Raw genomic sequence first — 23,973 nt, 5'->3', positions numbered from 1 at the left:
TCTGTCAGCCCGCCGCCTGGCAGCGGGGGCACCACGCGATCGTGCGCAGGTGCTGCACCGCGGTACGGGAGAGCTCGGGGCCCACGGTGAGCAGGGCGTCGTCGATCTCCCCACGCTTCAGAGTCGTGCCGCAGCGGCGGCAGGGCTGACCGTCCCGGCCGTAGGCCCACATCAGGGGGCGACCGCGGGGTGCCTCACCCGTGGTGGAGCGGATCGAGCGGTCCTTGTTGAGGTGCAGCAGCTTGTGCGCGAGGACCACGATCTCGCGCAGCTTCCCGTCGGGCAGTGAGGCCACGCGGGCCCACGGGTTCGTGCGGGTCATGAACAGGGTCTCCACGCGGTACACGTTGCCGATGCCCGCGAGGTTGCGCTGGTCCATGATGGCCGTGCCGATCGCGCGGTCCGGCTGCGCGCTCAGACGGCCCAGGGCCTTCTCCAGGTCCCAGTCCGGGCCGAGGATGTCCGGGCCCAGGTGGCCCACGAGCTCCTGGCCCTCCAGACGGGTCGGCACCAGGCGCACGTCCTTGACGTCGAAGCCCACCGCCTCCACGTCCTTCGTGCGCAGGATCGCGCGGATCGTGTGCGAGCCCTGCCCGATGGCCGCGTCCCCGCTGATCCGGGTCCGGGCCTCCGCGGCGGAGCGCACGCTGCCGCCGCGGCGGGCGCGCGGCCGGTAGGGGCCCGCGCCGGGACGGCTGCTCCGTCGTCCGCCGGGGCGCCCGGCGTCGTCGTTCTGGGCCCTGTCGAAGACCCGCCAGGTGCCGTCCATCATCAGGTGGGAGTGCAGGGTCAGGGGCTCGGCGCCGGAGCGCATCTGTGCGGCGTCGGGGGCGGCGGAGAGACGGATGAGGATGTGCTTGCCGCGCGGCACCACCGCCACCACGGTCCGCCCCGAGACGTCCGAGGTGGCGAGCGAGGGCACCCGGAAGTCCGAGCTCTCGACCACGGCACCCTCCAGCGCCTCGCGCAGCATCTTGCACTGGCGGTAGACGGAATCACCTTCGGGCACGGGGGCCTCCTGGGTTGTGGTCGGTGCTCCGAGGGTGGGTGTCGAGCAGGGCGGGTGAACAGTCCACAGTAGGAGGCGCTATCGCCTGCGGCCGGGGTGGCGGAACCACCCGATCACGAGCAGCACCACCCCGATCTCGATCAGAGCGAGACCGGGGCTCACGATGCGTGCCCGAGGATCGAGGACGAAGAAGAGGACCGCCACCACCGCACCGATCCCGATGAAGAACTTCCCCGCCTGGTACGTGGGCGACGTGTTCTTGAAAGGGGCCATGGGGGTCATCCTGTCAGATCCGACCTTCCGGCCGGGCACTCCGGTGCCCGGTGCGTCCGGCCGCGGCCTCGGGGGTGACGCGGCCGGTGTCAGTGCCAGCGTCCCAGCATCTCGGCGCTGTGCTGGAGGGTGCTCCGACCGCTCGCCACGGCGATCACGAGGTCGTAGGCGTCGTCGTCCGGGGCCTCGATCCACACCCCGTTGAGGTCGAGGAACACCACCGTGGCGAGCCAGCCGAGGCGCTTGTTCCCGTCAACCAGTGGGCGGTGACGAACGACTGACTCCAGCAGCGCGGCGGCCTTCTCATCCAGCGAGGGGTACGCCTCGCGGCCCCACAGCGCGGTGGTGGGTCGATGGGCGGCGGCGTCCAGCAGGCCCAGATCGCGTACCGGGCCGACACGGAGGTCCTCGACCAGCCCCAGGAGATCCTCCGTGGTGAGGTACTCGATCACCGGCCGAGCCGGTCCAGCACGTCGGCGTACCGCGCGCGGGCGCGGGCGGACGAGTCGTTCACACGGCGCTCGTGGCCGCGACGGGCGGCCACCTCCCGGATGGCTCGGATCGTGGCCTCCTGACGGCTGATGCCGTCCGCCTGGGCGAGGTCTGCGAGGACGCGCTCGTCCTCTTCTGTCAGTCGCAGTGTCATGGCCATGCGGCCCATGGTATCAAGGTGGTATCAATCGGGCGCGGTGGCCGCCCCCTCTGACGCGGGATACGCCTCGCGGCCCCATAGCGCGGTTGCGGTCGGCCGCGTCCAGCACGCCCAGATCGCGCCCGCGGCCGTCAGGACCTGCTTCCACCCACCGGCGCCCGCATCCGCACGCCCTTCGGAGTCTGGTAGAAGCCGCCGTCCAGCAGCCCCTCCCGCACCGCGGTGACGAGTTCCTCCGAGGAGAGCACCGACTCCCCGTTGACCTTCTCCACCACGAGCGAGTCCACCGCCCGGCGCTGCACGAGACCGGCCACGGCCTCGGCGGCGAGGTGCAACGGTCCGGGGTCGGAGACGAACGCGAGAGCCGTCTTGCCGCCGCGCTCCAGGTACAGGGCGAGTGCCCCGTCCACCAGGACCACGACCGCCCCCGCCTTGCGCCCCGGCCGGTGCTTCGTACTGGACTCCAGCACCACCGCCTCCGGCCACTCCAGCGCGGCGCCGTACGGGTTGGCGGGGTCCGTGGCCGCGAGCGCGAGGACCTGCGGCTCGGCCTGGCGGGCGTCGTCGTCGTCCGTGAAGCTGCGCAGCACGTCAACCGTTGCCGGTTGCGCGAACTGCGCCGCCCCGAGACCCTCGATGAAGTAGCCGCGCCGCGCCCGCCCGGCGTCCTCGAGCGCACGCAGCACCTTGTAGACCGTGGCGAAACCGCCGGGGACGTCCTCCACGACCACCGGACCCCGCGTGAGCACGCCGTAGCGGTCCAGCAGCAGCTCCGCCTGCGCCTGGGCGCGCACGGTGGGGTTGAGCGGTTCGGGGCGCAGCACGGACCAGCGCCCCGCGGTCGCTCGCTCCTCGCCACCCCCGGCGGCGCGCACCACGCGTGAACCGGCGGCGTCGTCCCCGGTGGAGAAGCCGGGGTCGGAACCAGCGGCACCGGAAGAGAACCCCGCGGCACCCCGGCCGACGGCGCGCAGCCGAGCCGCTCCCCGGCGCCCCGCCGCGCGGGACCGCCCCGGGCGCTTGGGCGTCTTGTGCGCCGAGTGCCCGCCGGAGATCAGCGCGCGCACGGGCGCGTACGTGTCGTTGGTGATCAGTCCGGCCCACAGCAGGTTCCACAGCGCCGTGCGCAGCGCGGGCATGTCCGCGGCGAGGCCGGACTCCGCGAGCGGCTGCACGAGCTGCCACGCGAAGTACGCCCCGCCCCGGCGCAGCACGGCCAGCAGCTCCCGTTCGAGCGCCGAGTCCAGCGCCTCCGCCGCGGCCTCCAGCTGCCCGACCGGCGGCAGGGACAGCTCCGCCGCCTCGGCCAGGTGGAACGCCACCCAGCCGTCCTCGCCGCCGAGTGATCCCGCGCCGGAGAAGAGCACCTCGCCGGTGGCCATGAGCTCGTCGAGCATGGCCGGGCGGTAGTCCACCACGCGCTGCGCGAGCACGAGCGGCTCCCACGCGGACGCCGGCACGGGCACCCCGGCGAGCTGGTCCACCACGGTCAGCACGCCGTCGAGCCCGCGCAGCTGGTGCCCCTTCACCGCGTGCTGCCACGCCGGTAGGAAGGATGCGTAGGCCTGCGGGTCCACGGGCTCCACGTCGGAGCGCAGGGCGGCGAGCGAACGGCGCCGCAGTGTCCGCAGCACCTCGATCTCGCACCACTCGGACTCCGCCGCCGCCGGGTCTTCGCTCGGGCGGAACGCCCCCTCGCTCACGCGGCGCTGCTTGGCGAGCCCCCGCAGCGCGGACTCGACCACGGCGGGTCCCAGCCCCAGGGCCTGCGCCGCCTCGGCCACGCTGAACGGCCCGTGCGTGCGCGCGTACCGGGAGACGAGGTCGCCCACCGGATCCGCGACGGGCTCCAGGAACGCGAGCGGCACCCCCATGGGCAGCGGCTGCCCGAGGGCGTCCCGCATCCGGGCGGCGTCCTCGACCGCGCAGTACACCTCGCGCCCGCCCATGCGCAGCACGATCGCGCGGTTGCTCGCCACGAGCTCGTCCAGCAGCGCGCGGGCCGCGGCCGGGGAGATGACGCGGTAGGCCGGGTCCGTGTCCGCCTCCCCCGCAGGACCGGACGACGACGCCGCCTCGCCGGGGTGCCCCTCGGTCCCCTCCGCGGCGGCGGCCGTGGCGCTCGCGGCGCTCGCGGCGTCCGCGGCGTGCGCCGGGGCGAGCGCGGAGACCGCGCCGGTGACGGTTCCCGGCGCCGCGCCGTCAGCACCCTGGGCGGGTGAAGCCTCCGGAACGGGCCCCTCCGCGCGCAGGCGCAGCGCGGCGTCGTCGGCGGTCATGGGTCCGAGCAGGCGCAGCAGGTCCGCCGCGCCCTCCACCCCGCGCAGCCTGCGGTCCGGGGCGAGGCGCTGCAGCTGCAGCGCCGTGGTCTCGACGACCTGGGGATCCAGCAGCTCGCGCAGCTCGGCGCGGCCCAGCAGCTCGTTGAGCAGCGCGGGATCCAGGGACAGCGCGGCGGCCTTGCGCTCGGCCAGGGGGGAGTCGCCCTCGTAGAGGAACTGGGCCACGTACCCGAAGAGCAGGGTGCGCGCGAAGGGGGAGGGGGAGTCCGTGGTGGTCTCGACCATCCGCAGCTTCCGGCCGGCCAGGTCACGCTGCAGCTGGAGCAGAGCGGGCACGTCGTAGACGTCCTGCAGACACTCGCGCACGGTCTCGAGGATCACGGGGAACTGCGGGTACTTCCGGGCCACGTCCAGCAGCTGGGCCGAGCGCTGGCGCTGCTGCCACAGGGGTGTGCGCTTGCCGGGGTCCGCTCGCGGGAGCAGCAGGGCGCGCGCCGCGTTCTCCCGGAACCGCGAGGCGAACAGCGCGGAACCGCCCACCTCCTCGGTCACGGTGCGCTCGAGCTCGTCCGGGTCGAAGAGGAACAGCTCAGCTCCCGGGGGCTCCTCGTCCGTGGCGGGCACGCGCAGCACGATGCCGTCGTCCGCCGCCTGGGCGGAGGCGTCCAGGCCCCAGCGCTCGTCCAGCCGGGCCCGCACGGCCAGCGCCCACGGGCCGTGGACCGGGGTGCCGAACGGGCTGTGCAGCACCACGCGCCAGTCCCCGAGCTCGTCCCGGAACCGTTCGACCATCAGGGTGCGGTCGTCCGGCACGTGCTCCGTGGCCTCGCGCTGCTCCCCGAGGTAGGCCAGCAGGTTGTCCTGCGCCCACTCGTCCAGCCCGGCGACGGCCAGGCGCTCGCGGGCCTCGCCGTCCGGGGCGCCGGCGAGCTCGCGCGTGAAGCGGCCCACGGCGCGCCCGAGCTCCACGGGCCGGCCCAGCCCGTCCCCGTGCCAGAACGGCAGCTTGCCGGGAACGCCGGGGGCCGGTGCCACGACCACGCGGTCGTGCGTGATGTCCTCGATCCGCCAGCTGGAGGCACCCAGCGCGATCACGTCCCCCACGCGGGACTCGTAGACCATCTCCTCGTCCAGTTCCCCCACGCGCTTGGGAGAGCTGCTCTCCTGCCCGCCCACGAGGAACACGGGGAACAGGCCGCGGTCCGGGATGGTGCCGCCGCTCGTCACGGCGAGCCGCAGGGCGCCCGGGCGGGCCTGCAGGGTCCCGGTCTCGCGGTCCCACACGAGCCGCGGGCGCAGCTGGGCGAACTCGTCCGAGGGGTAGCGCCCGGCGAGCAGGTCCAGCACGGCGTCGTACGCTGAGCGCGGCAGGGACCGGAAGGGGGCGCTGCGACGCACGGTGTCGTACCAGGCCTCCACATCGACGTCCTCCGCGGCCACGGCGGAGACCGTCTGCTGGGCCAGGATGTCCAGGGGGTTCGCGGGCACGGACAGCGGCTCCAGGCGCCCGGCGAGCATCTGCTCCGCGATCACCGCGGCGTCCCGCACGTCCCCGCGGTGCTTGGGGTAGATCCGGCCCACGGAGACCTCGCCCACCTGGTGCCCGGCGCGGCCCACGCGCTGCAGCCCGGACGACGCCGAGAACGGCGCCTCGATCTGCACCACCAGGTCCACGTGGCCCATGTCGATGCCGAGCTCCAGCGAGGAGGTCGCCACCACGCACCGCAGCCGCCCGGTCTTGAGGTCCTCCTCGATCAGGCTGCGCTGGTCCTTGGACACCGAGCCGTGGTGGGCGCGCGCGAGCACGGGGGAGGTGCCCTCGTAGCGGTTGGTCTGCCGCGCGATCCCGGCGGGCTTGGCGATGCCCGCGCGGTCCTGGTCCCGGTCCTCACCGTCCGCGGCACCGCGCGTGAGGAACTCGCCCAGGGCGTCGCCCACCGCGATGGGCTCCCGGTCCCCGCCGGGCCCGGGCTGGGCGTTCTCCGTGCGGAACTCGTGGATCTCGTTGAGCCGGGCCGTCAGCTTCTCCGCGAGACCGCGCGAGTTGGCGAAGACGATCGTGGAGCGGTGCGCCTCCACGAGGTCCACGATCCGCTCCTCCACGTGCGGCCAGATGGACGCGGTGGCCTGGTAGTCGGAGGCGTCCAGGTTCCCGTCCAGCGTCCCGGAGCCGTCCGACGACGGCGACGCCGCCGCCCCGCCCAGCACGGTCATGTCCGGGATGGGCACGGAGACGGTCAGGTCCCACGTCTTCTCGGAGGGTGGGCGCACGACGTCCACGGGCTGCGAGCCGCCCAGGAACCCGGCCACGGTGTCCACCGGCTCCACGGTCGCGGAGAGCCCGATCCGCTGGGCGGGCTCCGGCAGCAGGTCGTCGAGGCGCTCGAGGCTCACGGCCAGGTGCGCGCCGCGCTTGGTCCCGGCCACCGCGTGGACCTCGTCGATGATCACGGTCTTCACGTGCCGCAGCGTCTCCCGCGCCTTGGACGTGAGCATGAGGTACAGGGATTCCGGGGTGGTGATGAGGATGTCCGGTGGGTGGGCCAGCAGCGCACGGCGGATCGCCTGCGGGGTGTCGCCGGAGCGGACCCCCACGGAGATCTCCGGAGGGTTGCCTCCCGCCGCTTTCACCGCCTGGGTGATGCCGATCAGCGGGGCGCGCAGGTTGCGCTCGACGTCCACGCCGAGCGCCTTGAGGGGGGAGATGTAGAGGACGGTGGTGCGGTCCTCGTCCGGGAGGGCGTCGTCGTCCCCCTCAGCGGGAACGGCACCCTTGGCGGAGAGCAGCCGGTCGATCGACCACAGGAACGCCGCGAGGGTCTTGCCGGACCCCGTGGGGGCCACCACGAGCGCGTGGCGGCCCGCCGAGACGGCCTCCCACGCGCCGCGCTGGGCGGCCGTGGGAGCGCCGAACGCGGCGTCGAACCACTGCGCGGTCGCGGGGGAGAAGAGCCCCAGGACGGGATCAGGCGCCAAACGCCGTGACCTGCAGCTGGGAGACCTTGGGGTTGCCGCACGCCTGCACGGGGTAGGAGACCACCAGCGAGTCGTAGCTGCCCGGCGGGTACACGCGCAGCCCCGTGACGGCCTGCGGGTTGCAGACCTGCCCGATCACGCCGGGCTGGGTGATGCTCAGTCCCGCACTCGCGGAGGCGCCCGGCTGCAGCGTCACCGCACCGGGGCCCGCGCCCTCGCGGGAGGCCGGGGCGCCCACGGGCGCGCCGTTGGCGTCCGTGAAGGAGACGCCCGCGTAGCCGTCGAGCGTGCAGGGGGTGGAACCGGTGTTGGTCAGGGTCAGGGAGACGATGGTGTGCCCGGCCGCGCCCTGCTCGGGGGCCGCAGAGCCGCTGAGCTGGGACGGGTTGCACACGCCTGCGGCCTGGGCGTCCGCCTTCTCCTTGTCGAACGGGCTCGCCGAGGGCATGCCCGCCTCCGGTGCGGAGGCCTTGCGGGTCTCCTTCGGCTCGGCCTTGGAGGCCTCGGCGGCCTGCGCGGTCTTCTCGGACGAGGACGGAGTGGGGGAGGCCGAGGTCGCGGACGAGCTCGGGGAGGCGGACGACGACGCCGACGGCGAACCGGACGCCGTCCCGCTCGCTTCGTCGTTCGCCGTGTCGTCCGAGGAGCCGCAGGCCGAGAGCAGCAGCAGGGCGCTCAGCGCGGCGGCGGTGAGCAGCGGACGGGTGGCGGTTCGGGTGCCCCTGGGGGTGGGCGAGGTGGTGTTCATGGCAACAGTGTCCTACTTTTCGGCCCGCAATGCGGCGCGCATCACCTGTGCCAGGTGAACTCCTTCCGCGTCCGTGCCCTGCGCGATCTGCGTGCGGCACGAGAAACCGTCCGCGAGCACGATCGTCCCGGGCTGCGCCGAGCGGATCATGGGGAACAGGTTGCGCTCGCCGAGGCGTTGCGAGACCTCGTAGTGCCCCGGCTCGAAGCCCCAGTTCCCGGCCAGCCCGCAGCACCCGCCACCCACCACGGCGGTGTCCACGCCGAGCTCGCCGAGCACCTTCAGCGCGGGATCGTAGTTGCCCTGCGCCTTCTCGTGGCAGTGCACCTGGCACACCGCCGTCCCGGGCCCGGACTGCGTCTCGAGCGTGTCGAACGGCCAGTCGCCGCCGGCCTCCAAGTGCTTCGCGGCGAACTCGCCCAGGGTCACCGTGAGTCCGCGCACCGCGTGGGCCCGGGGGTCCTCCGGCAGCAGCTCGGTGATCTCGTGCTGCAGCATGACCGTGCACGAGGGCTCCAGCCCGATGATCGGGTACCCCGCCTCGATTAGCGGCGCCATCACGTCCAGGGTCTGCCGCAGGGTTCGGCGGGTCATGTCCAGCTGGCCCGTGGAGTGCCAGGTCAGCCCGCAGCACACGCTGCCCATGGGCATCAGCACACGGTAGCCCATGGCCTCCAGCACCTCCACGGCGGCCTTGCCGGGCCCGTCCGCGGAGAAGTTGGTGAACGTGTCCGGCCACAGCACCACGGAGGGCCGCTGCTTCGCCGACGACGACGATGCCGCCCGCTCGCCTTCGCGCGCAGCCCCCGTGGCCGCGCGGAGACCGCGGCGCAGGGCGCGTCCCGCCGCGAGGCCGCGCTGCCCGAGACCGCGGGAGCCGGATCCGGGGGAGCCGGGGAGGTCGGACGCGGGGCGCGGACCGGCCGCGGCGTCGTCGTACCCGGGGCGGGAACGGAACCACGAGGTCAGGGGGATGTCGTTGAAGCGGATCATGCTGCGGCGCGGCTCGATCCCGCCGAGCTTCTTGGTCAGGGCCTCCACCGGGCCGAAGCGCTCCAGGAAGTTCACCGCGCGCAGCGAGCCGGGCACCGCGGTGGCGATCCGCATGAGCAGCGGCATCCACCCCATGGTCAGGTGCGCCATGGGCCGGCGGTCGCGGCCCACGAAGGAGGTCAGGCCCTGCCGGAAGTGGTGGTGCAGGAACTCGGCCTTGTAGGTGGCCATGTCCACGTTCACGGGGCACTCGGTGGCGCACGCCTTGCAGGACAGGCACAGGTCCAGGGCCTCGTAGGTCTCCTTGGACTTCCAGCCGTCCGTGATGTGCTCCCCGCGCAGCATCTCCGCGAGGGAGCGCATGCGGCCGCGGGTCGAGTGCACCTCGTCCCCGGTCGCGTGGAAGGAGGGGCACATGGCACCGGTGTCCGAGCGGCACGCGCCCACGCCCACGCAGCGGTTGACGGCCTGGCCGAACGAGCCGCCGTCGCCGGAGAACGCGTGCACGGGCGTGAGGTCGAAGGTCCGGGCACCCGGTCCGGGGCGGATGCCACGGTCCAGGGGCTCCGGGTCCACGAGCACGCCCGGGTTGAAGACGTCGCCCGGGTCGAAGATCCGCTTGAAGCGGGCGAAGGCCTCCAGTGCCTCCGGGGTGTAGATGGTGCCCAGCAGCTCGGAGCGGGCACGGCCGTCCCCGTGCTCGCCGGAGACGGAGCCGCCGTAGCGGTGCACGAGTTCCGCGGCGCGCTCGATGAACTCCCGGTACTGCGCGACCCCCGCCTCCGTGTTGAAGTCGAAGGAGATGCGGATGTGCACGCAGCCCTCGCCGAAGTGCCCGAAGGGAATGCCGCGCAGCCCCATCTCGTCCAGCAGGGCGTAGAGGTCGCCCAGGTACTCGCCGAGCCGCGCCGGGGGAACCGCTGAGTCTTCCCAGCCGGGCCACGCCTCGCCACCGTCCGGCAGCCGGGTCACGATGCCCGCGCCGGCCTCGCGGATGTGCCACAGGGCGCGGGCCTGCACGGGGTCGCCCACCACCACCGCATCCACCACTGCGTCCCGGGCCAGGGCGGGAAGCTCGCGGGCGGCCTCGAACGCGGCCTCGGGAGTGTCCCCGGCGACCTCGCAGTAGAGCCAGCCGCCACCGCGGGGCAGCTCCCCTCCGGCGTTCTCCTGCCCGGGGCGGGTGCGCAGGGCCTCCAGCAGGTCCGAGCCCATGCCCTCGATGGTCGTGACGCCGGGGACCCGGAACGTCGGGGCAGCGGTGGCCGCTGCGATGGCGTCCTCGAAGCCCATCACAGCCAGCGCAGTGTGCGCGGGCCTGGGGACGAGCTTCACGGTGAGCTCGGTGATGATCCCGCACGTGCCCTCGGAGCCGGCGAACGCCTTGGCGGTGTCGAAGCCGTTCTCGCGCAGCAGGTAGTGCAGTCCGTAGCCGGAGACCTGGCGCGGGAACTGGCCCAGCTCGGTGCGCAGCATGGCCAGGTGGGAGTCGCGCAGCTGCTCCAGCTGCGAGGTGAGTGCGGGGTCGGAGGTGCCGCCGGCGTCGAGGGTGACCAGGCGCCCGTCGGCGAGCATGACGGTGAGCGAGACGAGGTTCGCGGCACTCGTGCCCCACGCCACCGAGTGCGAACCGCACGCGTTGTTCGCGACCATGCCGCCCACGGTGCAGCGGGAGTGCGTGGAGGGGTCCGGGCCGTAGGTCAGGCCGAACTCGGCGGCGGCGTCCCGGAGCTGGTCGCAGATCACCCCCGGCTCGATCCGCGCGGTGCGGGCCTGCGGGTCGATCTCCAGAATGCGGTGGAAGTACCGGGAGGTGTCGATCACCAGTCCCTCGCCGATCGCGTTGCCGGCCACGGACGTGCCACCCCCGCGGGAGATCACGGGCCAGCCGTGCTCCCGCGCGGTCGCGAGCAGCTCACGGACCTCCTCCACGGAGCGTGGCTCGGCCACGGCCTCCGGCAGCCTGCGATAGATCGAGGCGTCCGAGACGTAGGCCGCGCGGGTGGTGAGATCGTCCCGGAGAGTCGTCATGCTCCCACTTTCGCCCAGGGGCTGCGCCGTGTCCAAGTGCGTCTCAGTGGACGGGCGTCACCACTCGGGTGCGATCTCGATCTCCGCGCCCTCGAGGTCCTCGGACCACTCCACCTGGCAGGTCAGGCGGGAGTTGTCGTGGCGGGTGTCGTCCAGCATCTCCAGGAGGTCCTCCTCCTCCTCGTTGGTGCCGCCCGTCTTCACGAAGGACTCCTGGTCCAGGTACGAGTGGCACGTGGAGCAGGACGCGTTGCCGCCGCACGTGGCGAGGATCGGGAACTTGTGGCGGGTGAGGCACTCCATGAGCGACTCGTGGTCCTTCCACTCCACGCCCTCGGTGCGTTCGCCCTCGCGGTCAATCACATTGATCAGGATGCTGCTCACGTGCTGGGACCTCCTGGGGTGCTTCCCCGTCCGGAATCTTGTGGGATCTAGCGGCCATTCTAGGGTTGGCCGTCCATTCCGGCCCCATCGCGAGACGAAGTGTGATGAGCCCCGCAGCGGCGGTTCAGCCCATGCGGCGCACGGTCAGCGCCTGCGCCACCCGGCCGATCGGGCCCTGCTCGTCGAAGAGCTGGGAGTGCGTGAGACCCACCCCGTCCGGGCCGAACTCCACGTTCACGTCCAGGCCCACCCAGTCGGAGACCGGGGCGCGGAACATGTGGATGCTCAGGTCCACGTTGGGGAACGCCCACGGGCCGATCTCCGCGCGCGGGGCGATCCCGTTGGCGGAGTCCACGGCGCTGAGGAAGCGCGCGGTGTTCGAGGACTCCTCGCCCTCCACCACGGCGTTGGTGATCCGCAGCCAGCCCGCACCGCTGCCCGGGCGCGGCGTGCCGGCCACACGGCCCTCCAGCGAGGCGATGAACCCGCCGTTCCAGACCTCGGACATGTCCAGCGGGTCGCAGTCCTCTAGGGGCGTCATGGGCTCGATCTCGCCGCCGGCCACGTCGCTCGTGTCGGACGTCGTCAGCCGCCACATGCTCAGCCGGATGCAGTCCCGGCCGCCGCTGCTCATGGTCGCCTCGACCAGTTCGATGGTCTTGCCGGGGCGCAGCACGCGGGTGTGCACCTCGATGTCCCCGCCCGCGATGAACCCCAGGATGTCGTAGGAGAAGCGCACGGGCAGCATGTCCTCGCGGGGGTGGTTGCGCTCGATCTCGTGCACCAGCAGCCCGGACGACGCCGCCATGTGCTGCTCCAGCGGGCTCCACGCCCCCTGCGTGTGCACGGTGGTGCGGAAGCTGTGCTCGCCCGTGCGCACGTAGTGCGCCGCCGGGACGTCCTCGCCGTTGATCCCCAGGTGGCCTGCGGGCTGCTGCTCGTCGCTCATGTGGTGCTCCTCGTCTCGTCGGTGCCCGCCCGGTCGCAGGGCCCGGGTTCGGCCGTGCGCATGAGCGCGTGCGCCCCCGGGCGCGGAGGACCGCGCGGGAAAATGTGGTCCGCGCAACATCCTAGGGCGCACCGGCGTCGTTCCTACCGCCGGGTATCCCCGGGCGGGGACGACGCCGTGATGCAGGTCCACCTCTCCGTGACCGAAGCGCCGGGTATCCCTGGGCCGGGACGACGCCGCTCAGCCGAGCAGCTCGCCCGCCTTCTCCGCCAGGATCCCGAGCGCCACCACGAGCATCATGACCCCGGCGAGCCGGGTCATCACCGTGCTGGCCCCGGGGTGCGAACCCAGCAGCCTGCGGGACAGCAGGGCCACCGCGAAGTACACGACCGCGCAGTTGAGGACGTGGAGTCCGCCGAGCACCAGCATCTGCCCGGTGGAGAGCCACCCGTGCGGGCTCACGAACTGGGGGAGGAGGGCCATGAGGAGCAGCAGGCCCTTGGGGTTGAGCGTGCTCACGCCCATGCCCTTGAAGAACTCGGCGGAGCCGCCGCCACTGCCCACGGGTGCCTCCGTCGCGATGGCCCCGATGCCGCTGCTGGCCCGGGTCCTGAGGGTCGTGGCGCCCAGGTACAGCAGGTACGCGGCTCCCACGAGGGACATGGTGGTCAGTGCCACCGGGTACTCGGTCACCAGGGCGCCCAGGCCCACGGCCACCACGGAGACCACGACCACGTAGCCGGAGAGCATCCCCAGCACGGACGGGGTGGCCGAGCGCGCCCGCAGCCCCGCACCGATCGCACAGGCCCAGTCCGGCCCCGGTATCAGCACCAGCAGGAAGCCCAGCACCCAGAACTGCAGCATCAGCGTCACATCCATGTGAATCCCCTTTCCGGGCGAAACACTATGCGGCATCGGACGAAATGTGCTTGCGTCTTTCGGGGAAAATCGGGTCATCAGTGCAAAAATTTCAGCCATGGATGCACTGGACAGGAAAATTCTTTCGCTGCTGCAGGGCGACGGTCGGATCAGCACCACGGACCTCGCCCAGCGGGTGGGGCTGAGCCTGTCCTCGTGCCACCGGAGGCTCAAGGAGCTGGAGCGTTCCGGGGCAATTCAGCGCTACCGCGCGGTGGTGGATCCGGAGGCCGTGGGACTGGGCTTCGAGGCCCTCGTGTTCGTGCGCATGGAGCACACCGGCCCCGCCGTCATTGCCCGCTTCGAGGCCATGGTGGAGCAGACGCCCAGCATCATCGAGGCGGAGCGGCTCTTCGGCGAACCGGACTTCATGCTGCGGGTGCTGGTCCCGGACCTGGTGGCGTACCAGAAGTTCTACGACACTGTGCTCAGCGGCCTGCCCGGGGTGCAGCGGCTGAACTCCACGCTGGTGATGAAGCGGATCGGCCCGGACCGGGAGATCCCCGTGTGAGAGTCGCCCGCCGCTCGTGAGGTTCCAGGAGGGGCGAACCCGGAGCGCCCCCGGCAGCGGGAACATCTCAGGCGCGTTCTGACCGCGGAACGGCCCCCTCCGCAGTCAGATCGCGCCTCAGATGTCACACGGGAGATGCGAGGCAGCGGCGGGCATGACGAAGGCCCCCGCGCTCCGGGTTTCCGGATCATCGGGGGCCTCAGCCGCTGGCGGTGACGGTGGGATTTGAACCCACGTTGGCTTTGACACCAAACATCATTTCGAGTGATGCACCTTCGGCCGCTCGGACACGTCACCAGCACCCAGCACTTTACAGGCCGGGGTGCAACCCTTCCAAACCGGCTCGCGCGTCGCGGGGAGCCGTCAGCACCGGGCTGTCCCGCCGCAGGTCGCGGTGATGACGTCGTGCGAGCCGACCCAGCGCGGCCCGTCCCTCGGCGCGGGCGGCCCGGCAGGACGTCGTGCGAGAAGCCCCGGCACGACGTCGTGCGCGGAGTCCGCGCGCCGCGTCAGGCCCGCGGGCGGTGGGCCCGGAAGAAGTCGTGCAGCAGCGCCGCGCACTCCTCCTCGCGCACCCCGCCGGTGACGTCCACCCAGTGGTTGAGCCGCGGGTCGCGCACGATGTCGAACACGGATCCGCACGCTCCCGCCTTGGGGTCCCACGCGCCGAAGACCACCGTGGGGATGCGGGAGAGCACGACCGCCCCGGCACACATGGCGCACGGCTCCAGCGTCACCACCAGGGTGCACCCTTCCAGTCGCCACTCGCCGAGCGTCGCGGCGGCCTCGCGCAGGGCCAGGACCTCGGCGTGGGCGGTGGGATCGCCGTCGGCCTCCCGACGGTTGTACCCGCGCCCGATCACCCGACCCTCGGCATCGAGGACGACGGCACCGATGGGCACGTCCCCGGCGTCCACCGTTCGCCGGGCCTCGGAAAGAGCCAGGTCCATCCAGCCCGAGAGCTGGATGGACCTGGCGGTGTGCGGAAGCGCCATGTGGCTCAGCGCTGGACCTGGTTCTGCTTGAACCAGGCGGTGTTGGGAGCCTTGAACGCGGTGACGATCCAGATGATGTCCACGACGATCTTCACGACCACCAGCAGGATCATGATGATGTTCCACGGCGCGGGGTAGATGAACGAGCCGAAGAGGCCGAACAGACCGCCCACGATGGAGATGGCGGCGAAGACCGTGCCCAGGATGCGGGCCCAGTTCTTGCCCTTCTTCAGGTTGCTCCAGACGAGCACGTAGAACGCAATGCCGATGACCAGCGAGACGATCGAGCCGAGGGTGCTGCTCAGACCACTGGTCTGGCTCGCAGCGGCCTGGTCGGCCATCTCGGTGCTGAGCCCCATGTCGCGGTAGAGCTGGTGGAAGTCGATGCTGTTGACCGCGATCAGCCCCACGATGCCACTGAGCACGTAGACGCCCAGCGAGATCATGGTCAGCCTCAGCAACCGGTCGAGCAGCGAAGGCCGCTCCACGGCTCCGGTGTACTGCCCGGGGTTGTACTCCGCGGTGCCGTACTTGCCGCCGGCCTGGCCGTACTGCTGACCGGGAGCAGCGGGGGCGTCCACGGCGTGGGGCTCTGCCGGACGGGGCTCACCGGAGGTGGGCTGGCCGGAGACCTCGGGGCGAGGGTCCTGGGGTTCGTTGGGGGGTGTGCTCATGACGGTCGTCCTTTCTGTGGGTGCTGCAGGGGGTGGTGCATGACTGGGGGGTGACTACTCGTAGCGGAGGGCGTTGATGGGGTCCTGGCGTGCGGCGCGCATCGCGGGGATGGTGCCGGCCAGGAACGCGATGAACATCACCGCGAGAATGATGATCAAGGTCTTGAGGGGGTCGAAGAGGAACAGGCTCAGCCCGGGCAGCCCGGAGAGCAGGCCGTTGGACAGTGCGGCGCTGATGATGCTGCCGGCGGCCACGCCCACGGCCGCACCGATCGCGGAGCCCAGGAACCCGATGAAGATGGCCTCGAGCGAGAACAGACCGAAGACCTTCCCACCGCTCATCCCCAGGGCCTTCATGAGCCCGATCTCCCGGGTGCGCTCCTGCACGGACATCAGCAGCGTGTTGACGATGCCGAAGCCGGCGGCCAGCAGCGCGATGATCGCGAAGGAGTTGAGGATCCACACGATGCCGTTGATGACGGTGCGGAACATGCCGAGCTGGTCCTCCACGGTCACCCCCGACATGTTCTCGTCCGCGAGCTGGGACTTGATGGCCCCCATCTTGGAGGTGTCCCCCACGTTCGCGGTGGCGGTGAAGTACGAGTTGGGGACCTCCCGGGGGCTGCCGGAGGTCTGGTACTCGTAGAGCTTCTTGTTCAGGTCCGGGGAGGGCACGGGGTTGGAGGCGGAACCGGCCAGGGAGGCCTGCGAGACGCCCGCGATGGTCACGGGGAAGGACTTCTCCTGGTCCGCGGCGTTGCGCATCACGACCGTCAGCTTCTTGCCCACGGCGTCCTGCGCGGAGCCCAGCCCCAGCGGCTCCACCCAGGAGGCGGGCAGCAGGATCTCGTCAGCGGTGCGCGCGGGGGTCTTCCCGGCGTCGAGCTGCAGCCCGTCCGCCTGGGAGGGGGAGCCCAGACTGAGCTGGTACTTCTTCCCGTTGCCGGCCTTGAGGTAGGAGGGCGTGACCATGTACATGGGGTCCACGGAGTCCACGCCGTCGATCTTCTCGATCTTGGCGATGTCCGCGTCCGTGAGCCCGCTGATCGAGCCGAAGCCCGTCTGCACGTTGGCCTGGTCCGGGTCGTACTCCGTGGGGCCGTCGCCCTGCCCGGTGCCGGAGCCGGACTGCTCGGAGACCTTCTGCACGAACAGGGAGTCCTGGTTGCCGAACGCGGCCACGGTCTTGTCGATGTAGTTGTTGACACCGGTGCCGATGCCGCTGGTCAGGGTGAGCGTGAAGGCGCCGATGAAGATCGCGATCACGGTCAGCACGGTGCGCGCCTTGGACCGGAACGTGTTGCCCATCGCCGTGCGCAGCAGATCGATGAATTTCACGCGGTGGCTCCTGGCTGCTCGGGGGTGTGGGGGTCGGCGGCGGCGTGCTTGCCGGTGTGCGGCGGCCGCTGGGCACCGCGCGCGAGCTCCGCGAGGTCCGCCTGGCTCAGCGTGACGATCGCGCCCGTCTCGGGCTCCTTCACCGTGACGCCGCCGCGGTCGGCGGTCTCACGGGCCTCGGGCCGGGCGGGGGTGTCGACGACGTCGCCCGCCTCCTCCTCGGGGTTCGGCACGATCTGCCCGTCCACCAGGTAGATCTGACGCTGGCAACGGCGGGCGAGGTCCGTGTCGTGCGTGACGATGACCAGGGTGATGCCCTTCTCGCGGTTCAGCCCGAACAGGATGTCCTCCACCACGCGGGAGGTCGCGGAGTCCAGGTTGCCCGTGGGCTCGTCCGCGAAGATGACCGAGGGATTGTTGATCAGTGCACGGGCAATCACCACGCGCTGCTTCTGTCCGCCGGAAAGATCAGTGGCCTTGTTCTGCGCCTTGTCCGCCATTTCCAGCTGGTCCAGCGCCTCGAGACCGCGGCGTTTGCGTTCCGCCGCCGGAACACCCGCGATCTTCAGGGGCAGGGTGACGTTCTCCAGAACCGTCTGCCCAGGGGTGAGAAAGAACTGCTGGAACACGAACCCGAACGCGGAATTGCGCAGCTCGTTGAGCTCCTTGGCACCGAGGTCGTTGGTGGGCCTGCCCTCCAGCGCCACTACGCCGTGCGTGGGCCCGTCCAGCAGGGCGAGGAGGTGCATCAGGGTGGATTTTCCCGACCCCGACTTCCCCACGATGGCGAGGGATTCGCCCTTGCCGATTTCCAGGTTGATGCCCTTGAGCGCGTCGAACCTGGTTTCTCCCCGGCCGTAGATCTTGACCAGGTTCTCCGTCTCGAGAACCGGAACTGTCATGCGATGTGTTCCTTCCGCGTGTTTGGGGGGGGGCACAGAACGCCGTCGGCGTGACTCTATGACCATAAGGTATGCGCGCCGCCGGGGGCCTGAGCTTTTCCGGCGTGTGATGAATTCGTGATCTCGCCGCGGCGGAAGGAGAGGGGCGCGCGGGGCCGGGTGGGCGGCGTGGTCCCCGGTGCTGACGGCCCGGGCCCCGAGGGCCGCGGGCGGCGGCCCGGCACGGCGGGTGACTGCTAGATTCTGGGGTATGCGAGTCACCGTCTTGGACCATCCCCTCGTCGCCCACAAGCTCAGCGTGCTGCGCGAGAAGACCACCCCGTCCCCCGTGTTCCGGCAGCTGGTGGAGGAGCTCGTCACGCTCCTCGCCTACGAGGCCACGCGGGACGTCCGGGTGGAGACCGTCACCGTGCAGACCCCGGTCGCGCAGACGCAGGGCGTGGCGCTGGCCCGCCCGCGTCCGCTCGTGGTGCCGATCCTGCGCGCCGGGCTCGGCATGCTCGAGGGCATGACCCGCCTGATCCCCACGGCGGAGGTCGGTTTCCTGGGCATGGCGCGGGACGACGCCACCCTGGACATCATCACCTACGCCGAGCGGCTGCCGGAGGACCTCACCGGGCGCCAGGTCTACGTGCTGGACCCCATGCTCGCCACCGGCGGCACGCTGAGCGAGGCCATCAAGTTCCTCTACCGCCGTGGCGCGGAGCAGATCACGTGCGTGTGCCTGCTCGCCGCCCCGGAGGGCCTCGACCGCCTGAACCGCGAGCTGGAGGACGCCGAGGTCAACGTGGTGCTGGCTTCCGTGGACGAACGCCTGGACGAGAACGCCTACATCATCCCGGGCCTCGGGGACGCAGGTGACCGCCTGTACGGCGTGGTCGACTGACCGCTCGCTCCTGCGCCCAGCGTGAACGGTGTGAGCTGCGCCGCCTTTTTGGTTGACATTCACTTCCAGATGTGATTTTTCTGTCGCTCACATGAGTTCCGCGGAATCCCGCGGAATCTTGGCACGGATTCATCCTCTCCGGGGCCGGGAAAGCAACCATTTCCGACCGATCGGTCGCTGACCCGGTGTTCTGTCTCACATTGTGAGAAAAAAGTGCATATATTACTTGCCAGTCCCGGCGTGCGTCGTCAACCATGAGGTAACGCCGTTTTCCAGGGAACTCTCGGGAACGGGGCTTCACGAGGCAGGAGTTCTAATGTCAGGCGCACCGGGGTACGTCCACATCTCGCAGCGGCACCGTGCGGGGGCTGCCCAGGCCACCACGCTCCAGCGAGGGGCCCACGCCATGTCCGGCACGCCCGAGAAGTACCGGCACCTCCGGTCCGTCTCCGCCGAGTTCGGCCAGGAGGTGCGCGCCGAGGCCCACCCCGCCGTGGAGCAGCAGCCCACGGAGGCGCGTGGCTTCGTGCTCTACGTGGGCGTGGACGAGCAGGCCGCCGCGGACCGGGGGATCAACCTGGTGCAGCTCGTGCAGGACATCCGGCAGTACATCAGTGCCACGGTGCCCGAGTCGGACTCCTACGCGGCCGTGGCCCTCGCCCCGATCAACGCCGAGGGCACGGACCTGGAGGTCGTGCGCAGCGCCCTGGGTGATCCCACCTTCACGGACCCCGTGATCGAGCCGATCGCACCCCTCCCCGCCAGCGGCGGTGGCAGCGCGATCGACCACCAGTGCGTGGGTGTGCTGATCGACCTCTCCCGCCGCGAGGTCTTCCTGGACGGGGAGCTGCTCAACCTCACGCACCGCGAGTTCGAGCTGCTGAACTACCTCGTGGAGAACGGCACCCGCACCGTGGGCCGCACCGAGCTGCTCGACAACCTCTGGGAGGATGCGGACGAGGTCCCGTCCGAGCGCACCATCGACGTCCACGTGCGCCGGCTGCGCTCCAAGCTCGGCCGTCTGGCCAACACGGTGCGCACCGTGCGCGGTCAGGGCTACCGGTTCTACGACCACCCGGAAGTGGTGGTCTGGGCCGCCCCCGAGTACTCCATCTGACACCCTCGGTCCCCCTGGGCCGACCTACGACGACGCCGGGTCCCCGACCCGGCGTCGTCGTCGTTCCCGGTGCGTGACAGACTGGCGGGCATGACGCGCCACGACCTCAAGCACCTGGTGATCATGCGGCACGGCGAGGCAGACTTCCCGCGGGGCGTGCCGGACCACGACCGCCCGCTCATGCCGCGCGGCGCACGGCAGGCCGCCGCGGTGGGCCGGTGGCTCGCGGAGCACGCCGGTCCGGACATGATCCTCACGTCCCCCGCGCTACGCACGCGCCAGACGGTCACGTGGGTGTGCCACGAGCTCGGGGAGAAGGCGCCCACGCCGCAGCTGTGGGACGGGCTCTACAACGGCACGGACGCGCAGCTGGTCGGGGCCGTGAACCACGTTCCGGAGACGGTGCGCACTCTTCTGATGGTCGCGCACATGCCCGGTGTGCTGGACGCCGTCCTGCGGCTCGCGTCTCGGGACTCGGAGCAGGACGCCATGATGGACGTGGCCGGGGGGTTCCCCACGGCGGGCACCGTGGTGCTCGAGGTGCCGGGGGAGTGGGCATTGCTCGACGGTGCGGACGCCCGGCTCACGCAGTTCTACGCGCCGGAGGTGTGACCCGGACGGCTCCGCCCTGCGCGGGCCCGGCTGAGGAGCGCGAACCCTGCGGCGGCCGCCGCGCACAGCAGGCCCAGCACGAGCAGGTAGATGCCGACGAACGCGGTGCCCAGACCGTCGTCGTCCGGCAGCAGGAGGATGCCCAGGGCCGCGGTGCCCCAGAGCACGGCGGTCAGGCCGGCCAGCATGGCGGCGGTGGTCCACAGTGCGGTGATCGTGCGTCGGAAAGGTCTCACGGGTGATCCACTCCTCCGGTGATCAGTTCTTGGCCTCACAGGCTGCGCCGTCACCGTCCCCGTCCAGGCCGGTGCGGTACCCGGGCGAGCCGGCGTACAGGGGTGCGGCACCCGCGGCGCGCGCCTCGGCGCAGCGCGCGTAGTAGACGTCCGTGCCCTGCCCCGCGGCCGGGGCCTGGGCGCTGCCGGGGGCGTTCCCTGCCCCGCCCGCCGCGGGAGCCTGCTCGGCAGGTGCCTGCGCGCCCGGTTCCTGCGCCGCACTCTCCGCGGGGGCGTCCACCGGAGCGGGGACCGCGCGGGCCCCGGGAACGGTCTGCTCCGGGCACGTGTCCAGGACCTTCACCATGGCCTGCTTCTCGGCGTCCGTGACCCACAGCTCGTAGCGCTGCTTCACGGCGATCTGCGTGGCCACGTACTCGCAGCGCTCGCCGGCGGCCGGCGGCAGCCAGGTGGCGGCGTCCCCGTCCGACTTCCGGTTGTTGGCGGGCCCGTCCACGGCCAGCAGGTTCAGGGGGTCGTTGGCGAGCGCCGTGCGCCGGGCGGCGTCGAGCTGCTGGGCGCCCTTCTGCCACGCGTCGGACAGCGCCACCACGTGGTCGATCTGCACCTGGGAACTCGTGTCCTGGCCCGCGAGGAAGTCCACGGTGCCGCCGGAGTAGGGGCTGAGCAGCGTCCCGGTGCGCACCTTGCAGCCGTGCGTGCCGGGGGTCACCGTGATGCCCGTGAGGTCCCGGCGCAGCACGTCGTTGCGGGTGTCGCAGCCGTTGTGGTCCGTGTCCGCCCAGCGCGGCCCGAACTCGTCCCGCGAGTAGCCGGTCTTGGGGGCCCTGCCCTTCACGGGCAGGGTGCCCAGGGCCGCGAGGGCGGTGCCGTCGGCGGCATTGCGCACGGCGTCATCCGTGGCCTGCGCCGACGACGCCGCGGGGCTGGGCGACGCGGTGGCGCTCGGCGACGCCGTGCCCCCGCTGGAGGTGGGAGCGGTGGCGGACGGCGGCGCGCTCGCCGCGGGCGGCGTCGTCGGCCCGTCGGCCGGTGCGGAGCACCCGGACAGCACGAGTGCCAGGGCGAGGGCCCCGAGGGTGATGCTGCGGGCGGGGACGGTGCGGGGGGAAGACAGGGTGGGGCCTCGATCCTGGTGGCGCCGGCGGCGCGGTGAACGACAAAGGGCCCCACATCCAGCTGGATGTGGGGCCCTTCTGCGGTGCGCCCGATAGGATTCGAACCTACAACCTTCTGATCCGTAGTCAGATGCTCTATCCGTTGAGCTACAGGCGCCCTTGCTGCAGCGACCGTGGCCGTTGCAACGGGTAACAACTTACACCCGCGTTCCCCCGGCGACAAATCCTCTGCCGCGGCACGGTTTGCCGGTGTGGTGTAACTCTCGGGCCCGCGGGGTCCGCCGCGATAGACTGCCCGCACACCCACGCGCAACCCTGGCGGTCCTGGTGTCCTGGAACCCTCCCACGGCGACGTGGTGAGCCACCCGAGCGACATCCGGATCCGCAGGGGCGCGGAACGCACGACGGCCTCAATGAGGAGACATGTCAATGGCTGACAACACCACGGCAACCACCGGCACCCGCGAACTGGCCCCAGAGGTCCAGGAGACGCTCGAGAATCCCCCCACGGACTACCGCGCACTGACGGACTGGGTGCGTGAGATCGCCGAGCTGGCCACGCCGGACCGCATCCACTGGACGGACGGCTCGGAGGCGGAGTGGACGCAGCTGACGGACCAGATGGTCGAGGCGGGCACTCTCGTGCGGCTCTCCGAGGACAAGTTCCCCAACTCCTTCGCCGCGTTCTCGAACCCCGAGGACGTCGCCCGCGTTGAGGAGCGCACCTTCATCTGCACCAAGACGGAGAAGGGCGCGGGCCCCACGAACAACTGGGAGGACCCGCGGGTCATGAAGGAGACGCTCGAGAAGCGCTTCTCCGGGGCCATGCGCGGTCGCACCATGTACGTCATCCCGTTCGTGATGGGCTCCCTGGACGCCACGAAGCCCCAGTACGGCGTGGAGATCACCGACTCCCCGTACGTGGTGTGCTCCATGCGCATCATGGCGACCATCGGCACGCCGGTGCTCGAGAAGATGTCTCGGGACCAGGCACCGTTCGTGGAGTGCGTGCACTCCCTGGGCGCCCCGCTGCAGCCGGGCGAGGAGGACGTCCCCTGGCCGTGCAACCCGGCCAAGTACATCGTCCAGTTCCCCGAGGACCGCGCTATCTGGTCCTTCGGCTCCGGCTACGGCGGCAACGCCCTGCTGGGCAAGAAGTGCTACGCGCTGCGCATCGCCTCCGCGATCGCCCACGACGAGGGCTGGCTGGCCGAGCACATGCTGATCCTCAAGGTCACGGACCCGGAGGGCGACTCCCGCTTCATCGCCGCGGCGTTCCCCTCCGCGTGCGGCAAGACCAACTTCGCGATGCTCGAACCCACCGTGCCCGGTTGGAAGGCCGAGATGGTCGGGGACGACATCGCCTGGATCCGTTTCGGCAAGGACCACACCCCGCGCGTGGTCAACCCGGAGGCCGGCCTGTTCGGTGTGGCTCCCGGCACCGGCTGGTCCACCAACCCGAACGCGATGCATGCGATCGCCCGCGGCAACACGATCTTCACGAACGTGGCGCTGACCGACGACGGCGGCGTGTGGTGGGAGGGTATGACCGACGAGGTCCCCGAGCACCTCACGGACTGGAAGGGCAACGACTGGACCCCGGAGTCCGGGCGTCCTGCCGCGCACCCGAACTCGCGCTTCTGCACCCCCATCAAGCAGGTGGAGATCCTCGCGCCGGAGTACGACGACCCCGAGGGCGTGCCGCTGTCGGCCATCATCTTCGGCGGCCGCCGCAAGACCACGGTCCCGCTGGTCTCCGAGTCCTTCGGCTGGGAGCACGGTGTCTTCCAGGGCGCCACGCTCTCCTCGGAGACCACCGCCGCCGCCAAGGGCGCGGTGGGCGTGGTGCGCCGCGACCCCATGGCCATGCTCCCGTTCATCGGCTACAACGCGAACGACTACCTGGAGCACTGGCTGGACACCGGCGCCCGCATGGGCGAGGAGAACATGCCGCGGATCTACTACGTGAACTGGTTCCGGCGTACGCCGGACGGCGGCTTCGCGTGGCCCGGTTTCGGTGAGAACTCGCGCGTGGTCAAGTGGATCGTGGAGCGCCTCAAGGGCACCGCGGGCGGCCACGAGACCCCGGTGGGCATCCTTCCGAGCAAGGAGGACCTGGACCTCACGGGTCTGGAGATCTCGGACGAGGAGCTCGACGCCGCCCTGAAGGTGGACGCGGACGAGTGGCTCCACGAGCTGCCCGGGATCGACGAGTGGTTCGCCCGCCTCAAGGACGTCCCGGAGGTCATCCTCGAGCAGCGCGCCGGCCTCGAGGAGCGTCTGCGCAACGGCTGAGTCCACGGCCGGCGGCCCGGTCCGTTACGGAGCACGGAGTCGTCACCGGTATGATCGCGCCGCGCGGCCAAACA

General features: G+C 71.4%; 21 protein-coding genes and 2 tRNA genes. 5 read left to right on the top strand and 18 right to left on the bottom strand.

Annotation, left to right across the window (positions count from 1 at the left end):
- Positions 1-4: 4 nt before the first annotated feature.
- The 10 genes from KVA01_RS01510 to KVA01_RS01465 form a co-directional block, all read right to left on the bottom strand.
- Positions 5-1,009, bottom strand: a complete 1,005-nt coding sequence (locus KVA01_RS01510) for a DNA-formamidopyrimidine glycosylase family protein (protein WP_141268626.1) — start codon at positions 1,007-1,009, stop codon at positions 5-7.
- 78 nt (positions 1,010-1,087) lie between these two features.
- Positions 1,088-1,282, bottom strand: a complete 195-nt coding sequence (locus KVA01_RS01505) for a hypothetical protein (protein WP_068469144.1) — start codon at positions 1,280-1,282, stop codon at positions 1,088-1,090.
- Positions 1,283-1,371: 89 nt separating this feature from the next.
- On the bottom strand, positions 1,372-1,734 hold the full coding sequence (locus KVA01_RS01500; protein WP_068469146.1) for a type II toxin-antitoxin system death-on-curing family toxin: 363 nt from the start codon (positions 1,732-1,734) through the stop codon (positions 1,372-1,374).
- Positions 1,731-1,934, bottom strand: coding sequence for a CopG family transcriptional regulator (locus KVA01_RS01495; protein WP_068469307.1), 204 nt, complete (start codon positions 1,932-1,934; stop codon positions 1,731-1,733). The genes KVA01_RS01500 and KVA01_RS01495 overlap by 4 nt, the downstream gene beginning before the upstream one ends.
- A gap of 131 nt (positions 1,935-2,065) precedes the next feature.
- Positions 2,066-7,192, bottom strand: coding sequence for an Lhr family helicase (locus tag KVA01_RS01490; protein WP_141268624.1), 5,127 nt, complete (start codon positions 7,190-7,192; stop codon positions 2,066-2,068).
- Entirely contained in the window at positions 7,182-7,940 is a 759-nt protein-coding gene (locus tag KVA01_RS01485) for a DUF4232 domain-containing protein (protein WP_068469149.1), read from the bottom strand. Before KVA01_RS01485 ends, KVA01_RS01490 begins: the two co-directional genes overlap by 11 nt.
- Positions 7,941-7,952: 12 nt before the next feature.
- On the bottom strand, positions 7,953-10,964 hold the full coding sequence (locus KVA01_RS01480) for an FAD-binding and (Fe-S)-binding domain-containing protein (protein WP_068469151.1): 3,012 nt from the start codon (positions 10,962-10,964) through the stop codon (positions 7,953-7,955).
- A 57-nt stretch (positions 10,965-11,021) separates the two neighbouring features.
- The gene (locus tag KVA01_RS01475; protein WP_068469153.1) at positions 11,022-11,348 is read right to left on the bottom strand and encodes a 2Fe-2S iron-sulfur cluster-binding protein; all 327 of its coding nucleotides are present in this window, start codon (positions 11,346-11,348) and stop codon (positions 11,022-11,024) included.
- 124 nt (positions 11,349-11,472) lie between these two features.
- The gene (locus KVA01_RS01470; protein WP_068469155.1) at positions 11,473-12,297 is read right to left on the bottom strand and encodes a thioesterase family protein; all 825 of its coding nucleotides are present in this window, start codon (positions 12,295-12,297) and stop codon (positions 11,473-11,475) included.
- Positions 12,298-12,537: 240 nt separating this feature from the next.
- Positions 12,538-13,176 carry a LysE family translocator gene (locus tag KVA01_RS01465; protein WP_068469157.1) on the bottom strand — a complete coding sequence of 213 codons (639 nt, stop codon included), beginning with the start codon at positions 13,174-13,176 and terminating at the stop codon, positions 12,538-12,540.
- 97 nt (positions 13,177-13,273) lie between these two features.
- Here KVA01_RS01465 and KVA01_RS01460 point away from each other — a divergent pair, with 97 nt between their 5' ends.
- A complete protein-coding gene (locus KVA01_RS01460) occupies positions 13,274-13,726 on the top strand; it encodes an Lrp/AsnC family transcriptional regulator (RefSeq protein WP_068469159.1) in 453 nt (150 codons plus the stop codon).
- Positions 13,727-13,933: 207 nt separating this feature from the next.
- On the opposite strand, the gene KVA01_RS01455 is transcribed toward KVA01_RS01460, so the two are convergent.
- The 5 genes from KVA01_RS01455 to KVA01_RS01435 all read right to left on the bottom strand — a co-directional run bounded on the left by KVA01_RS01455 (position 13,934) and on the right by KVA01_RS01435 (position 17,635).
- Positions 13,934-14,023: transfer RNA gene (locus KVA01_RS01455), tRNA-Ser, on the bottom strand.
- A gap of 212 nt (positions 14,024-14,235) precedes the next feature.
- Positions 14,236-14,721: a tRNA adenosine(34) deaminase TadA gene (gene tadA, locus KVA01_RS01450; RefSeq protein ID WP_068469161.1), complete on the bottom strand. Its 486-nt coding sequence runs from the start codon at positions 14,719-14,721 to the stop codon at positions 14,236-14,238.
- Positions 14,722-14,726: 5 nt separating this feature from the next.
- Complete coding sequence (locus tag KVA01_RS01445; protein WP_068469162.1) at positions 14,727-15,395, bottom strand: hypothetical protein; 669 nt, start codon at positions 15,393-15,395, stop codon at positions 14,727-14,729.
- A gap of 54 nt (positions 15,396-15,449) precedes the next feature.
- Positions 15,450-16,733 carry an ABC transporter permease gene (locus tag KVA01_RS01440; protein ID WP_068469164.1) on the bottom strand — a complete coding sequence of 428 codons (1,284 nt, stop codon included), beginning with the start codon at positions 16,731-16,733 and terminating at the stop codon, positions 15,450-15,452.
- Positions 16,730-17,635 (bottom strand): ABC transporter ATP-binding protein, encoded by a 906-nt coding sequence (locus tag KVA01_RS01435; protein ID WP_141268622.1) that lies wholly within the window; start codon positions 17,633-17,635, stop codon positions 16,730-16,732. Before KVA01_RS01435 ends, KVA01_RS01440 begins: the two co-directional genes overlap by 4 nt.
- Positions 17,636-17,885: 250 nt before the next feature.
- Between KVA01_RS01435 and upp the strand changes: the two genes are divergently transcribed.
- The 3 genes from upp (at position 17,886) to KVA01_RS01420 (ending at position 20,250) form a co-directional block, all read left to right on the top strand.
- Complete coding sequence (upp, locus tag KVA01_RS01430) at positions 17,886-18,521, top strand: uracil phosphoribosyltransferase (protein ID WP_068469168.1); 636 nt, start codon at positions 17,886-17,888, stop codon at positions 18,519-18,521.
- A gap of 316 nt (positions 18,522-18,837) precedes the next feature.
- Positions 18,838-19,638 carry a winged helix-turn-helix domain-containing protein gene (locus KVA01_RS01425; RefSeq protein ID WP_068469170.1) on the top strand — a complete coding sequence of 267 codons (801 nt, stop codon included), beginning with the start codon at positions 18,838-18,840 and terminating at the stop codon, positions 19,636-19,638.
- Between the two features lie 90 nt (positions 19,639-19,728).
- Positions 19,729-20,250: a SixA phosphatase family protein gene (locus tag KVA01_RS01420; RefSeq protein ID WP_068469172.1), complete on the top strand. Its 522-nt coding sequence runs from the start codon at positions 19,729-19,731 to the stop codon at positions 20,248-20,250.
- Here the strand turns inward: KVA01_RS01420 and KVA01_RS01415 are convergent.
- The 3 genes from KVA01_RS01415 to KVA01_RS01405 form a co-directional block, all read right to left on the bottom strand.
- A complete protein-coding gene (locus KVA01_RS01415) occupies positions 20,232-20,486 on the bottom strand; it encodes a hypothetical protein (RefSeq protein ID WP_068469174.1) in 255 nt (84 codons plus the stop codon). The genes KVA01_RS01420 and KVA01_RS01415 overlap by 19 nt on opposite strands.
- Before the next feature lie 22 nt (positions 20,487-20,508).
- Positions 20,509-21,375 (bottom strand): GmrSD restriction endonuclease domain-containing protein, encoded by an 867-nt coding sequence (locus KVA01_RS01410; RefSeq protein WP_082810327.1) that lies wholly within the window; start codon positions 21,373-21,375, stop codon positions 20,509-20,511.
- Positions 21,376-21,688: 313 nt separating this feature from the next.
- Positions 21,689-21,761: transfer RNA gene (locus tag KVA01_RS01405), tRNA-Arg, on the bottom strand.
- 272 nt (positions 21,762-22,033) lie between these two features.
- Between KVA01_RS01405 and KVA01_RS01400 the strand changes: the two genes are divergently transcribed.
- Positions 22,034-23,899 carry a phosphoenolpyruvate carboxykinase (GTP) gene (locus tag KVA01_RS01400; RefSeq protein WP_141268620.1) on the top strand — a complete coding sequence of 622 codons (1,866 nt, stop codon included), beginning with the start codon at positions 22,034-22,036 and terminating at the stop codon, positions 23,897-23,899.
- Positions 23,900-23,973: the final 74 nt, after the last annotated feature.

Source organism: Kocuria varians, assembly GCF_006539885.1.
Taxonomy (GTDB): domain Bacteria; phylum Actinomycetota; class Actinomycetes; order Actinomycetales; family Micrococcaceae; genus Kocuria; species Kocuria varians.
This window is presented reverse-complemented; position numbering and strand designations above follow the sequence as displayed.

Bases quoted from the DNA above. Each gene is read 5' to 3' on its own strand.
- KVA01_RS01505 (WP_068469144.1), bottom strand. From the start codon at position 1,282: ATGGCCCCTTTCAAGAACACGTCGCCCACGTACCAGGCGGGGAAGTTC.
- KVA01_RS01495 (WP_068469307.1), bottom strand. From the start codon at position 1,934: ATGGCCATGACACTGCGACTGACAGAAGAGGACGAGCGCGTCCTCGCA.
- KVA01_RS01485 (WP_068469149.1), bottom strand. From the start codon at position 7,940: ATGAACACCACCTCGCCCACCCCCAGGGGCACCCGAACCGCCACCCGT.
- KVA01_RS01480 (WP_068469151.1), bottom strand. From the start codon at position 10,964: ATGACGACTCTCCGGGACGATCTCACCACCCGCGCGGCCTACGTCTCG.
- KVA01_RS01470 (WP_068469155.1), bottom strand. From the start codon at position 12,297: ATGAGCGACGAGCAGCAGCCCGCAGGCCACCTGGGGATCAACGGCGAG.
- KVA01_RS01465 (WP_068469157.1), bottom strand. From the start codon at position 13,176: ATGGATGTGACGCTGATGCTGCAGTTCTGGGTGCTGGGCTTCCTGCTG.
- KVA01_RS01460 (WP_068469159.1), top strand. From the start codon at position 13,274: ATGGATGCACTGGACAGGAAAATTCTTTCGCTGCTGCAGGGCGACGGT.
- tadA (WP_068469161.1), bottom strand. From the start codon at position 14,721: ATGGCGCTTCCGCACACCGCCAGGTCCATCCAGCTCTCGGGCTGGATG.
- KVA01_RS01445 (WP_068469162.1), bottom strand. From the start codon at position 15,395: ATGAGCACACCCCCCAACGAACCCCAGGACCCTCGCCCCGAGGTCTCC.
- KVA01_RS01435 (WP_141268622.1), bottom strand. From the start codon at position 17,635: ATGACAGTTCCGGTTCTCGAGACGGAGAACCTGGTCAAGATCTACGGC.
- upp (WP_068469168.1), top strand. From the start codon at position 17,886: ATGCGAGTCACCGTCTTGGACCATCCCCTCGTCGCCCACAAGCTCAGC.
- KVA01_RS01425 (WP_068469170.1), top strand. From the start codon at position 18,838: ATGTCAGGCGCACCGGGGTACGTCCACATCTCGCAGCGGCACCGTGCG.
- KVA01_RS01420 (WP_068469172.1), top strand. From the start codon at position 19,729: ATGACGCGCCACGACCTCAAGCACCTGGTGATCATGCGGCACGGCGAG.
- KVA01_RS01400 (WP_141268620.1), top strand. From the start codon at position 22,034: ATGGCTGACAACACCACGGCAACCACCGGCACCCGCGAACTGGCCCCA.